Source organism: Streptomyces odontomachi (assembly GCF_024435355.1).
Lineage (GTDB): Bacteria > Actinomycetota > Actinomycetes > Streptomycetales > Streptomycetaceae > Streptomyces > Streptomyces odontomachi.
In genome coordinates this window covers 297,540-310,328 of sequence record NZ_JAMJWG010000004.1, presented here as the reverse complement: position 1 = coordinate 310,328, position 12,789 = coordinate 297,540, and the positions used below count along the sequence as shown (strand labels likewise).

Annotated in this window: 12 protein-coding genes; 3 read left to right on the top strand and 9 right to left on the bottom strand. The window is 69.7% G+C overall.

Annotation, left to right across the window (positions count from 1 at the left end; genetic code table 11):
• Nucleotides 1-48 precede the first annotated feature (48 nt).
• Nucleotides 49-1,173 carry an FAD-dependent oxidoreductase gene (locus NQO67_RS12180; protein ID WP_255949882.1) on the bottom strand — a complete coding sequence of 375 codons (1,125 nt, stop codon included), beginning with the start codon at nucleotides 1,171-1,173 and terminating at the stop codon, nucleotides 49-51.
• Nucleotides 1,174-1,451: 278 nt separating this feature from the next.
• Nucleotides 1,452-2,057 carry a TetR/AcrR family transcriptional regulator gene (locus tag NQO67_RS12175; protein WP_255949881.1) on the bottom strand — a complete coding sequence of 202 codons (606 nt, stop codon included), beginning with the start codon at nucleotides 2,055-2,057 and terminating at the stop codon, nucleotides 1,452-1,454.
• 123 nt (nucleotides 2,058-2,180) lie between these two features.
• On the opposite strand from NQO67_RS12175, the gene NQO67_RS12170 reads away from it, so the two are divergent.
• Together NQO67_RS12170 and NQO67_RS12165 are read left to right on the top strand one after the other, a co-directional pair.
• The gene (locus NQO67_RS12170) at nucleotides 2,181-2,639 is read left to right on the top strand and encodes a cupin domain-containing protein (RefSeq protein WP_255949880.1); all 459 of its coding nucleotides are present in this window, start codon (nucleotides 2,181-2,183) and stop codon (nucleotides 2,637-2,639) included.
• Between the two features lie 105 nt (nucleotides 2,640-2,744).
• The gene (locus tag NQO67_RS12165; RefSeq protein ID WP_255949879.1) at nucleotides 2,745-5,636 is read left to right on the top strand and encodes a helix-turn-helix transcriptional regulator; all 2,892 of its coding nucleotides are present in this window, start codon (nucleotides 2,745-2,747) and stop codon (nucleotides 5,634-5,636) included.
• Nucleotides 5,637-5,642: 6 nt separating this feature from the next.
• Here NQO67_RS12165 and NQO67_RS12160 read toward each other — a convergent pair whose 3' ends face one another.
• The 7 genes from NQO67_RS12160 to NQO67_RS12130 all read right to left on the bottom strand — a co-directional run bounded on the left by NQO67_RS12160 (nucleotide 5,643) and on the right by NQO67_RS12130 (nucleotide 11,485).
• Nucleotides 5,643-6,215, bottom strand: coding sequence for an NADPH-dependent FMN reductase (locus tag NQO67_RS12160; protein WP_255949878.1), 573 nt, complete (start codon nucleotides 6,213-6,215; stop codon nucleotides 5,643-5,645).
• Nucleotides 6,212-7,918 (bottom strand): condensation domain-containing protein, encoded by a 1,707-nt coding sequence (locus NQO67_RS12155; RefSeq protein ID WP_255949877.1) that lies wholly within the window; start codon nucleotides 7,916-7,918, stop codon nucleotides 6,212-6,214. Before NQO67_RS12155 ends, NQO67_RS12160 begins: the two co-directional genes overlap by 4 nt.
• 4 nt (nucleotides 7,919-7,922) lie before the next feature.
• Nucleotides 7,923-9,152 (bottom strand): FxsB family cyclophane-forming radical SAM/SPASM peptide maturase, encoded by a 1,230-nt coding sequence (locus NQO67_RS12150; protein WP_255949876.1) that lies wholly within the window; start codon nucleotides 9,150-9,152, stop codon nucleotides 7,923-7,925.
• 29 nt (nucleotides 9,153-9,181) lie between these two features.
• Nucleotides 9,182-9,418 carry a hypothetical protein gene (locus NQO67_RS12145; RefSeq protein ID WP_255949875.1) on the bottom strand — a complete coding sequence of 79 codons (237 nt, stop codon included), beginning with the start codon at nucleotides 9,416-9,418 and terminating at the stop codon, nucleotides 9,182-9,184.
• A complete protein-coding gene (locus tag NQO67_RS12140; RefSeq protein ID WP_255949874.1) occupies nucleotides 9,408-10,268 on the bottom strand; it encodes a diiron oxygenase in 861 nt (286 codons plus the stop codon). Before NQO67_RS12140 ends, NQO67_RS12145 begins: the two co-directional genes overlap by 11 nt.
• Nucleotides 10,265-11,224: a 3-oxoacyl-[acyl-carrier-protein] synthase III C-terminal domain-containing protein gene (locus tag NQO67_RS12135; RefSeq protein WP_255949873.1), complete on the bottom strand. Its 960-nt coding sequence runs from the start codon at nucleotides 11,222-11,224 to the stop codon at nucleotides 10,265-10,267. The genes NQO67_RS12140 and NQO67_RS12135 overlap by 4 nt, the downstream gene beginning before the upstream one ends.
• 120 nt (nucleotides 11,225-11,344) lie before the next feature.
• The gene (locus NQO67_RS12130) at nucleotides 11,345-11,485 is read right to left on the bottom strand and encodes a hypothetical protein (protein WP_255949872.1); all 141 of its coding nucleotides are present in this window, start codon (nucleotides 11,483-11,485) and stop codon (nucleotides 11,345-11,347) included.
• A 223-nt stretch (nucleotides 11,486-11,708) separates the two neighbouring features.
• Here NQO67_RS12130 and NQO67_RS12125 point away from each other — a divergent pair, with 223 nt between their 5' ends.
• On the top strand, nucleotides 11,709-12,548 hold the full coding sequence (locus NQO67_RS12125; protein ID WP_255949871.1) for a class-II aminoacyl-tRNA synthetase family protein: 840 nt from the start codon (nucleotides 11,709-11,711) through the stop codon (nucleotides 12,546-12,548).
• Nucleotides 12,549-12,789 lie beyond the last annotated feature (241 nt).

The window sequence follows — 12,789 nt, the reverse complement described above, 5'->3', positions numbered from 1 at the left end:
GACGACGGTGTCTCATCACGTGCGGGTGGGCGCGTTGTCAGGGCCGGCTCACGGGGTCTGCTTGCTTCGGGTGAAGAAGTCGAGCACGTCCTGGATCGCGGGGTTGTCGGGCACGTCGGCCTCGGCCGCGGCTTCGGCGGCGCTGCGGGGGAACATCGTGCGCTCGTACGCGGCGAGTGCGGTCTCCGTGTCGTCGGGGTGCGCGGCGAGGGCCGCACCGAGTTCGGCGCCGTCGAGCATGGCCAGGTTGGCCCCTTCGCCGTTCGGCGGCATCAGGTGGGCGGCGTCGCCGACGAGGGTCGCGCCCGGCACCCGATCCCACCGGTGCCCGACCGGCAGCGTGAAGTGCGGGCGCAGCACGGGCGCGGTGTCGCTGTCGGTGATCAGGGCGGTGAGTTCCGGGGCCCAGCCGTCGAACTCCTGCGCGATGCGTGCGGTCGCCGCGGCGGGATCGGTGAAGTCGACGGTTGCGAACCACTCCTGCGGCCTGGACAGCATCACGTAGGTGTGGAGGGTGTCGCCCTTCTCCCGGTGCGCGCCGATCTGGCCGGCGCCCGGATCGACCGCGAACATCGACCCGCCACCGACCGCCTTCGCGGCGGCGGGGTGCCGGGTGTCGGCGTCGAACAGGTAGGTCTCGACGAAGGACATGCCGGCGTATTCGGGCACGGCGTCGGAGAGCAGCGGCCGGACCCGTGACCATGCGCCGTCCGCGCCGACCAGCAGGCCGGTGACGACGCTGCCGCCGTCCGTGAAGGCCACCTCGTGGCGGCCCGCACCGATGCCGCGGACACCGCCGACCTTGTGGCCCCACCGGACGGTGCCGGCCGGGAGCGAGTCGAGCAGGATCTGCCGCAGCTCGCCGCGCTGCACTTCGGGGCGGCCACCCGTGCCGTCGTCGCCCTGGTCGAGCCGGATGTTTCCGTCCCGGTCGAGGACCCGGATCGCCTGACGGCCCTCCAGGACGATGCCGCGGAACTCGTCCATCAGGCCCGCCGCCCGCACGGCCAGCTGTCCGTTGTAGTCGTGGATGTCGAGCATTCCGCCCTGCGTGCGCGCCATCGGTGAGGCCTCCGCCTCGTAGACGGTGGCCGGTATTCCGTGGATGTGCAGGACGCGGGCGAGCGTGAGGCCGCCGAGCCCGGCGCCGACGATCGTCACGTTGGTGGTCATGCTGGATCCCTGCCTTTCGCACGCCTGCCGGGACGGGCCCCGGCAGGATCTCCGGCAAGCCTCCAGGCCACCCCCAACAAACCACCGACACCGGACCGACAGGCCCCGACACCCCACCGACAGGCCCCACCGAAAGGCCCGCCGACAGGCCTCGACAACAAGTCCCGACAAGCCCCGACAAGCCGACGCGTGGCCGACACCGTGGTGACGTGCCCGACGGTCAGGCCTGATGGCGTCCTGCGACGGGGAGGGTCCCGGCGCCGTTGTCGCGGGGGCCGCTACCCGGCCGAGGACATCGCGGCCGCGGTGAGGGCGGACGCGGTCCGTACGGCGCTGGAGATGGCCGCGTCGGGTTCGAGCCCGCAGAGATCGGTGAGGGTGAAGAGCGCCTCGGCGCTCACGACCACCGCGAGATCCCGCTTGAGCTGGGCGAAGGCCTCCGGGTCCGTCGCGCCGAGGGTGTCCTCCAGCGGGAGGAGCGCGTGGTCGATGAGTCCGAAGCGGATGCCGGGGCGCGAGGTCACCGCTTCGGGCCGGGTGATGGTGGCGGCGATCATCGCCCGCACCGAGCCCTGCCGGGCGAGGACACCGCGCAGCAGGAACTCGCAGGCGAAGGCGGTGCGTGCGACGGGGTCGGTGGAGTCCGCGACCGGTGCGAGAGCCTCGGCGGGGGGCGGCCAGACCCCGGCCAGGGCCTCACTGATGAGGGAGGGCAGGTCAGGGAAGTACCGGTAGGCGGTGGCCTCGGAGACCAGGGCGGCGCGGGCGATCGCGGGCATGGTCACCTCGACGTCCGTGTCGACGAGCTGACGGGCGGCCGTCAGGATCGCCGTCCGCGTGCGCTGCTTCTGGTTGGTACGGCCGGTACCCGTCTGCTGCGTCATCGCGAGACTCCTCCTGTTGGTGCCGCCACATGATAGCAGTGGCCTCTCTTCGTGAGAGTGCACTTGCATTATGAGGCTAGGCCTCCTAGTGTCGTGAGAGTCAGCTCTCGTGAAGGAGGAGACATGAGCGCGGTTTCCGTGGTCGGCCCGGAAGACGGCGAGACCATCCAGCTCGGCCCGACGCGGATGCGGATCCTCGAGGACGGCGGGACCACCGGGCACCGCCTCGGCATCGGAGAGATCACCCTCGCCCCGCACACCCAGGGCCCGCCGCAGCACCGGCACGCCCAGCACGACGAGGGCTTCTACGTCGTCTCCGGCACCGCCCACTTCACCATCGGGGAGACCACCCACGCGGCGCCGGCCGGCACGCTCGCGATGATCCCGCCCGGCGCTCCGCACACCTTCGCCAATCTCGGCGACGAGCCGGCGGTGCTGCTCAACACCTTCACGCCGGATCTGTACGTGCAGTACTTCCGCGACCTGCGGAACATGATCGCGGGCGGCCGGGAGCTGACCCCGGAGTCGACCGTCGAGATCATGAGCCGCTACGACACCGTCCCCGCGACCGGCTACGCGTGACGGTGCCTGACTTCCCCCGCAAGCACACCGAGGCGCAGCGCACGGTCATGGCCGCCAACCATGCCGCCCCACAGGTGACATTGCAGCCCACCGGGAGGACACAACGTGGATCGGACCGGGCACCAGGTTCGGCCCCTGATCGGACGCCATGACGCACTGAAGAGTTTCGAACGGCTCCTGCACGCCGCAGCGGGCGGCTCGTTCCGTTTCCTCCGGCTGGTGGGGGAGCCCGGGACCGGCAAGACACGCCTGCTCGACGAGGTCGCCCTGAGCGCCGTGCACCGGGAGTTCACGGTGTTGCACACCCGGGCCACCGAGTTCGAGCAGGGCATCCCTTTCGGGGTGGTCATCAATGCGCTCGTAGACCACCTGGGAAGGCGAGGTGCGCCGAAGGGCGCCGCCGACGAGCCGCTCGAGCTGAGTGCGATCTTCCCCACCTCCGCCACCGAGGCCCCCGGCGGGCCACCTTCTGCCGATGTCACGGGCCTGGCTCGCCACCAGATCTTCAGGGACGTCAGCCGGCTCCTCGGCGAGTTGGCACAGCCGTCCGGACTCCTGTTGATCCTCGACGACGCCCACTGGGCGGACGCCGCGTCCATCGAGCTCCTCGACCACCTGGTACGGCATCCGCCGCTCGGCCCGGTGCTGATCGCCGTGGCCTACCGCCCCGGCCAGGCGACACCGCGGCTGAACTCGCTACGCGCGGCCGGCGTCCACACGCTCCCCGTCGAACCGTTCACCCGCGCGGAGGCCGCCGAGTTCCTCGGCGGGCAGGACCCGGACCGGTTCGAGGCCCTTTACGAGGCCAGCGGCGGCATACCGTTCTACCTGGAAGCCCTCGCCGCGATGGACCAGAGCGGCAGCCTCCCGGGGGCGTGCGACTTCGACGGGTGCCCTGACGCGCTCCCGCCCGCCGTACGGGCGGTGATCCAGCTGGAACTGGACAGCCTGACACCCACCGCGCGACTCGTGGCCCAGGCGGGTGCGTTGCTCGGTGACGCGTTCGATCCGGTGCTGGCCGGGTCGGCGGCGGGGGTGACCGAGGAGGCCGCGCTCGAGGCGCTCGACGACATAGCGGCGCGTGACCTCGTGCGAGCGGCGACCTCCACCGGGCGCTTCCGGTTCCGGCACCCGCTCGTCCGGCACACCGTGTACCGTTCCGCCGCCGCCGGCTGGCAGCGGCTCGCACACGCCAGGATCGCCGCCCGGCTCGGCGAACTGGGCGCTCCCGCCAGCATGCGTGCGCACCATGTCGCGCGATCGGGGAGTTTCGGCGATGCCGACGCGGTCGCCACGCTGGTCGAAGCCGCCCGCTCGGTGCTCTCCCATGCGCCGGCCACCGCCGCTCGCTGGTTCATCGTGGCGCGCGAGCTGACGCCGGTCGATCCCGGTGAACCCGGTCCTCACGTCGATCTCCTCCTGGAGATCGCCCAGGCGCAGCTGGCCGGCGGTCAGCTCGCCGGGGCCCACGAGCACGCGGCCGAGGCGCTCCGGCAGCTGCCTCCTGACGATCACGGCCGGCGCTCTCGCGCGGCGGCGTGCCACGCGGCGGCGGAACGGCTGGGGGAACGTCCCGCTGAAAGCCGCCCCATGCTGCTCACCGAGCTGCGGAAGATACCCGACCCCTGGTCCGCGGCGGCGACCCGGCTCCGGCTGCAACTCGCGGCGGGGAGCGTGATGGACGACGGCGCAGCGGCCACCCGGGCCGCTCCGGCGCTGGACGGTGCTCCCCAGGACGGTGACGACTGGGACCAGGGCCTGCGGCTGGAGGTCGCCGCGCACCGGGTCCTGCCCGCCTACCGCGGGGGGCGGATCGCCGAGGCGGCACGGCACGCAGAAAGGGCGACCCGGCTCTTCGACCTGGCCGGGGACGAGCACTGCGCCGCAGCGCTCGAGGCCGCGGCATCGTTGTGCCTGGCCGAGGTCATGATGGGCCACGGCTCCAGGGCGTTGCGGATCCTGGAACGGCTGCTCGGCGTCGCCCGGCACTCCGGACGGATTTCCCACCTGCCCCGCCTCCTCAGCGTGCAGTCGTACGCGTACACCCACGTGGGGAAGCCGGCGGACGCATGGACTGCCGGTGCGGAAGCGGTCCGGGTAGCGCGGGCGCTGGGCGCACCGCGAGCCGTTGCCTTCGCCATGGCCACCCAGTGCTTGGCCGCGAGCTGGCAGGGCAGCACGGACGAGGCGATGCGGCTCGGGCGGGACGCGGCGCAAGCGGCCGGCGACCGTCCTGAGTGGTGGGCGGCGTTCGCGCGCTACGCCCATGCCATCGCCCTGCTCAACGCCGAGCGCCGCCACGACGGCAGGAAGGCGGTGCTGAACGCCTTCGACGGATTCCACCAGCCGGTACTCGACCGGTCCATGCTGCTGCACTGCTGCGAAGCCATGGCCCATGCCGAGGCGGCGCACGGCCGCGTGGCGGAAGCCACGAAATGGGCGAACCGGGCTGGGCGCATGGCCCACCCCGATCTCCCGGTCGATGTCGCGCTTGCTCGGCTGGCCCATGCCCACGCCCTGTGCGCGGCACACCCCGCTGCGGCGGCAGAGCACGCGTCCGCCGCCGCAGCGGCCTTCACCGCGAGCGAATTCCGGATAGGCGCCGGCCGCGCCCGGTTACGTGCCGGAGCCGCCCACGCAAGAGCGGCCGACAGCCCCCGGGCGCTTCGCGAGCTACGCGCCGCGGCGGACACCTTCCGCAGCTGCGGGACGACCGGCCTGTACCAGCAGGCACTTCGGGAGCAGCGCGAAATCGACGCCAAGGCGACGCCCTCCGGAAAGCGGAACGCCGGTCCATGGGGGCTGTCACGACGGGAGCAGGAAGTGGCCATGCTCCTCATGGAGAACCACACCAACCGGCAGATCGCCGAGAAACTCTTCCTCAGCGTCCGCACCGTCGAGACCCACCTGTCGCACATATTCACCAAGCTCGGGGTCACCTCCCGCCTCGCCGTGGTGAACGCCCTGCGGGACCAGGGCACGGCACGCTGCCATTGAAAGAGCTCACACCCTCGCCGCCCGAAGCCCGGTCAGCACGTCCGCGACCCGGGCGAGCTCGGTCAGCATCGCGTCGGCAGCGCCGGTCATGAGGGCATTGGGGTGCAGCTCCGCGTTGTCGATGAACCGGTGGACGAACGGAATGGCGACCGCCTCTGCTACCGGCACCATGCGAAGCGTGGTGACCACCTGCCTGACGGCCTGGGCCGCGCGGGTGCCGCCGGAAATTCCGCCGTAGCTGACCAGCCCGACAGGCTTGTAATGCCATTCGTGGTGGAGGTAGTCGATCGCGTTCTTCAGCTCGGCGTTGTAGCCGTTGTTGTACTCCGGCATGACGAAGACGAGCGCGTCCGCCGCCGACACCCGGGCGCTCCAGTCCCGCGTGTGCTGATGGGTGTAGTCGCCCAGACTCGGATGGTGCGGCTCGTTCATGAAGGGAAGGCCGACCTCCGCCAGGTCGACCAGCTCCACCGTGGCAAAGCCCTGGTGCGCGCGTGCTCGCTGCTCGATCCAGGTACCGACGACGGGGCCGACGCGGCCCGGCCGGGTGCTGGCAGTGATGATCTTCAGGGTGGTCATCGACGCTCCTTCGGGGCGCTCTGCTCGTCGCCCATGAGGCTGGCGCGGAACCGTTCGGTGAAGTGGTGAACGTATTCCGCCGGGTAGTTCCGTCCTTGCCACGCCGACTCGAGCAGCAATCCGTCCGCGTGCTCGACCACCAGCCATTCGACACCGCTGCCACGCCGCTCCGGCGCCGCTACGGGGAACGACTCGACCGTGATGCCGGGCAGGTGCAAGGGCGCGCGTCGTTCTTCCCGGTAACCGAAGAAGATGCGTGCCTCGGGCCTGGGGGCGGACGAGGCGCTGCGGGCCGGCCAGATGCGCTGCGACGCCGCCAGGAAGGGGATCGCGTAGTGATCCATGATGCCGAGCATCACGTCGTGCACTTCGCCGATGACCTCGGTCAGGCCGATGCCCGGCGAAAGGTCGAGGCTGACCACGACCGACTGGGCCACCATTCCGATGACGCCGGCAGACACCTCGTCCATGCGGTTCGCGATGTTCGTCGTGACGCTGACCCGTGACCCGGCGGTCTCTTCCGCCACCACCGCTACGAAGTGCGCCAGAAGAAAGCTGAACAGCGTCACGTTCGCCGCGCTCGCCTCCGCGTGCAGGCGTGCCCGATCCGCCGCAGGGATGTCCATCCGCACGACGTGGACGCCCTCGTCACCCGTGTCCTCGGTGAAGCCCGTCAGGAACGTGTCGAGCGACTCGATCTCCGCGGGCAGCACGGTGCGCCAGAACGCAAGAGCCGCAGCTCCCGCCGCACCGTCGGCCAGGGCGCGTTGCCTGCTCGCCCAGCGCGCGTGCGACGGACGCAACGGCGACGGATGGGAGGGGGAGGAATGTGACGGCGAGGGATGTGAGGGCGGGGAATGTGACGGCGAAGGCGACGGTGTGCCGGAAAGGGGCGCTTGGTATGCCGCTTGGTACTCCGAAGAGAGTTCTCGCAGCAGGATCTCCATCGAGGCCTCGTCGCCGACCAGGTGGCTCATGGTGATGACGAGCAGGTGTTCGTGGTCGTCCACCCGTACGAGGGTGGCTCTGAGGGGCGGGGCCTGGTGGAGCGGGAACGGTCTGCCGACGGAACGGGACGCTGCGGTGGCGAGCAGTCCGGCGTCCGGAGTGAAAGGCGGCTCCACGACCATGAGCTCGAACCCGTCTCCGGGGACGACTTCTTGGTAGACGGCCAGGTCCTCCGCACCCGCATGGACGCGCACGGCAAAGCGACTGCGCAGGACAGGGTGGGCGGCCACCACGCGGCCGAACGCGGCCCGCAGCGCGGTGACGTCCAACGGGCCGGAAAGCCGAAAGGCCTCGTACAAGGGGGCGAGCGCTGCCGCGTCACCCTCGCGCAGACGCAGGTACTCGGCCTCCGCCTGCACGGCCGCACGCCAACGCCGATCGGACCACGCCGGCGTCGACCGATCGGTCCACGTCGGGATCGTGCCGGGCGGTCGCCGCCGGGAGTCGTCGGCCTGCGCCGCGAGGGCACGGGCCAGACCCGCCACGCACCGGGCCTCGACGACCTGGCGGAACGTCACCCGGCGGCCGAGGTCTTTCGCCATTCTGACCACCAGTTCCATCACCTGTAACGAGCTGGCGTCGGTGAACCGGTGGTGCTCGTCGACGGACGGGGTGCCGACGATGTCCCGCCAGAGGGAACAGAGCTCCGCCCCGGTGGGAGCGGTGCGCTGATCCGCAGTGATCGCCCTGGACATGTGGTCAGCCCCGCGCCCTGCGTACCCGGTCGAGGTCCCGCATGAGACGCCCCTTGGCGTGCCCGACGAACTTCATCAGGTCCTCGCAGTACACGGACGGATTGCGGAATCCGGTGCCGGCCCTGTAGCGGTGCACGTACAGCCCTCCACCGCACACGTCGCGGTACTGGCAACCACGGCACTGCTCGCACAGGGCCTCGACCCCGATCTGCCGGGCGACCACACCCGGATGCTCGGCCACCGTGTCGAAGTCGCAGTCGGCGATGTGGGAACCCGTCTCCGGGGCCCCGGCGAAGGCCGACTTCAGGGTGTCCACCTGCTCGATGGTCCCGTCGGTCTCGACCACGAGGAAATTGGCCGGTTGCAGGCCGATCTGCTCGGTGTCGCCCGGCCGGCCCAGCAACAGCTTCATCGCCCCCGCGAAGAGCCGCACGTTCGCCCGGCTCGACCCGCGGTCGTACCAGTGGTCGAACACCTTGATCAGCCAGTCCGCATACGGGGTGGATCCCGGCTCCGCCTTTCCGGGCGGCGGCTCCATCCAGTTCGCGTGCGGCAGCAGGAAATCCATGGCGGGCGGCTCGAACCCGGCGATGCCCTCGTACGTCTCGATCGGGTCGTTGGCCAGGTCGATCACGGCCAGAATGCTGGAGAACAGATGCGCATAACGCGGCGACCTGAGCAGGGCGAGCCCCTGGACGACGTCGTCGTAGCTGCTCCTGCCGTTTCGATACCGGCGGTGCCGGTCGTTGGCGCCCTTGTCGCCGTCCAGGCTGATTCCCACCCGGATGTCGTGGGCCCGGAGGGTTTCCAGCATCTCCTCGGTGAGCAGCGCCCCGTTGGTGTGCACACCGATGGCCAACCGGGTCTCCGCGGGAAAGGCGCGACGCGTCTCCTCGGCGAGAAAGGCGATCACGTCACTGCCCGCCAGCAGCGGCTCGCCCCCGTGGAGGACGACCTGGGCGGCAGGCAACCGGTGGCGTCGTGCGTAATCGCCCATCCGGGAGGCTGTGACCCGGATCAGATCGGGGGACATCACGGCCGGCCGGCCCCGCCAGCTCTGGTCGGACATCTCGTACATGTAGCAGTAGTCGCAGGCGAGGTTGCACCTGCTGTGCACTTTCAGGACGAACTGGTTGAACGGAACCGGGCGCCACCCCGTGGCCTTCAACGCCGGTACGTCCAGCCCGGTCATCGGCCACTCGAGGCCGCTGCTCTGCATTGTTTCCACACCCATGGTGTGCTCCTGAGTTGAGAAGTCCGTGCTCAGCGGTCGAATCGCGCGACGAGGGTGTTGATGCTGCGGAAGTCGTCGATCCGCAGCCGCTCCACATCGATCGGTGACCGCCGGAGTCGCTCCATGAAGACCAGCAGTTCCGGCACATGCACCGACCGGAGGAAACGCTGCTCGAACAGCGGGCTGTCGTCGTCGAACACCGCGTCTCCCGTTTTCTCCCGTACCCAGGTCCGCAACGCGGATCGGAACGGTGTGTCAGCAGACATCAAGGGACTCCGGAGGCAGAATGCGAGCGTCGACGAGGAATTCTTCGCACTTCGCCGAGGCGGTCTTCCGGTGTGCGCGCTGCACCGGGCTGTACCAGGCCTCCTCGGCCAGGTCGAAGGCGTGGGTGAGGCCGGCGTCGGCATAGACGTCCGGGTTGTAGTACTGCTTCCATCCGCTGACGAAGTACTGCACGAGATGGTCACGTACGTCGCGAACGGTCTCCCGGCTCCACTCCTGGTGCTGCCAGAGATCGGTGACCAGGGCCCGCCCGAACAGCAGGTGCCGGGCTTCCTCGACGTGATGGCTCCGATTGATCCGACGTGCCAGAGGGTGCAGCCGATCGTCGCGCATCTGCACCCAGTTGTAGTGGTCGCCCACTTCCTCGAAGATCAGCGTCTTTGCGAAGAAGAGAAAGTCCTCGACGTCCTGGGGAAGGCGCTGGACACCCAACGAGAACTGGCGGTTCCGGTACACCTTCGCGTAGCGCGTACAGAAGCCGCCGAAGTACACGCTGTGCTTGTTCTCCTCGTCGATGAAGTGATGGAGATACGGCGAAACCTCCACCATGTCGCTTCGGTACAGTCGCGCCGAGAGGCCCTGCAAGAGGGTCTTCTCGCCGTGGATGTTGAGACTGTAGAAGTTCGCCGCCTCGTGAAAGGAGAGCGACTTCCTGCGTTCCTCGGACAGCGTGGGCCAGATGCCGGTGCCGACGAGCGAAAGGTATTCGGGCGTGGTGAACCAGTCGTGTCCCGGCTCCAGCTCGTCCGGCCACTGGAATTCGACGTACGGGTCCTTGGCGGAATGCCGGGACAGGTCCGACAAGCGCCTGACGGTGCTCGCGAGGGTCATACCGCCTCCAGGACCGTCGACTGCCAGTTCATACCGAGTCCGGCCATGAGCAACAGGACCCGGTCTCCCGCCCGAACCCGACCGGACTCACGCAGCAGCTTCACGTTGATGAGATTGTCCGCGGCCAGTACGTGACCCACGTCGGGGAGTGAGGGCATCGCTATCCGGTCCGGTGGACAGTCCAGAGCACGGGCGAGGATGTCCCACAGGTGCGGGTTGACGTTCTGCGGGACGATGACGTCCACGTCGGCCATGCCCATCCCGGCACTCGCCAGCGTCTCCGTCACGAGCCGGATGACGTACTCGTAGTAGCTGCCCATGGCGGCACCGGGCTCCGTGCTTCCCCCCAGTGCACCGTCCGAGATGTGGTGACCGGCGACGTGCCGGAACCCGGTCGGCTCCCAGGACAGCAGGCACGCGGCGGCACCGTCGGAGACCAGGTTGGAGGTGAGCTCGTACAGCGTGCCGTCAGGAAGCCGGTCAGCAGTGACACACAGGACCTTGTCCCATCCCGGTTCGGTCTGGAGCAGCGCCCTGCCGACCCGGATGGCACCGAGCATGCCGGTGCACGCCTGCTGGGTGAGCCCGATGACGACCGCGTCGGACAGGGCGAATTCGGCCTGCAAGCGACTGGCCGGGGAGCGCACCAGATATTGCGCGTCACGGGTCTCCCGCCACGCCCCGTCGTCTTCCAGGTTTGCGTTGCACGGCAGGCAGGTGGCGTAGACGATCGCGGAAACCCCGTGCAGCGAACCCGCTTCGGCCAGGGGTGCCACGGCCGCGCGGGCCAGGTCGTAGGCCGATGTCTCCGGGGCGCAGACGTGATGCCAACGAAAGCCGGCGTCGGCCAGGTCGTCGACCGGCGTGGCGAGCCGGCCCGCAGCACCGGATTCGCCCAGCTCGTACTTGTTCTCTCCCAGCGTGTACGAGATCGATTGCACGAATATCGGATCCATCAGCCGTCCATCCGCCAGTCGTCCATCCGCTTCCACGGTCGTCGAGCCCGAGGCGGTGTGCGCCGCCGCAAGGTGACGGCGCCGGCGCACACCGCCCGTGTCCGGGCTGGGAACAGCCGATCAGAACATGCTGTTCTGGGACATGAACCCGCTGGTGCGGTCCTGTCCCTCCTCGATCACGCGGAGTTCCTGCGCGACGGGGGAGTCCTCGAGCAGAGCGAGCTCCTCGAGGGTGAGGTCACTGACGGTCACCGAATTCATCTGGCACCTCCTCTCGCAGCTTGTGTTCGCCACGATCCTGCGCGCTGCGCCGGTGACCGGACATCCGGGAGACCACTGACCTTGGGCGGGCGGGCGGAGCGCCTCGGCAGATCGTGGTTTTCCCGGATGACGGCGGGCCGTGTGCCCCCTCTACCGTCATGCCGGCAGACGCGACCGAACAGGACTGAGGGCCGACATGATGCGATGGCACGAGTCAGGTCAGATGAGTCTCTCCGGCGCCGCACTGCGGTTGGCGACAGAGATCGACGAGGCGGTCAGGCTGCTGGCGTCGTCGTGGCACGCCGACGAGGAACGGCACCCCGCCACGCTGCCGGTCGACGTCCTGCAACGGCTCGACTACCTGCGCTCCTTCCCCCATCAGGCGAGCTTCGCGGCCTTCCCGCCGGGCGACGAGCAGGGCCTCGCCGCGTTCGTGTCCGCGCTGCCGGACAACGGTCCGGTCACCCTCCCCGGGCAGCCGAAGGTCGAGGAGATCCTCACCCCGGCGGCCTGCTACCACGTCTACGCCGCACGCCAAGGGCAACGCCGGACCGCGCCCGAGTACGTGACCACGGCGAACACGTGCTTTCGAAGGGAGCGGGCGTACGTGCCGCTTCGGCGGCAATGGAGCTTCTGGATGCGGGAGATCGTCTGCCTCGGCACGCCCGCGGACGTCGCGGCGTTCCTGGCCGAGGCCAGGGAGAGCGTCAGGGCCCTGTGCGCCCTGCTCGACATCGAGATCTCCTGGGAACCGGCGACCGACCCCTTCTTCCAGCCGCTGTCGAATCCGGGCTTCCTGCTCCAGAAGGTGTCACCGACGAAGTTCGAAGCCGTCCACGGGGGCGACCTGGCGATCGCCTCGGTGAACCTGCATCACGACCACTTCGGCGCGGCCTTCGACATCGTGCAGGCCGACGAGCCGGTGACGACGGGATGCGTGGCGTTCGGGGTCGAACGGTGGCTCCTCACGATCACCGAAAGGTACGGGAAGGACCCCGCCGGCTGGCCGTCCCTCGCCGATGCGGCCGGCAAGCTGGTGGCGGACCGCAGGGGGCGAACCTGACCACAACCTGACCACCGTCGGAGCACGGCCCGCCACAGGGTAGGCGGGGCGGGTGCGTTCCGAACGAACGGCACGGCGTGACCCGCTGACCGCTCACCCGACGCTCGCCCGCCCGTCGCCCCCGCCACCGACCCGTTCCCGTTCGGTGGCAGGGGCAGGGGCAGGGGCAGGGGCAGGGGCAGGGGCAGGGGCAGGGGCAGGGGCGACGGCGCGTACGCATCGCTTGATTGGCGCCGTACAT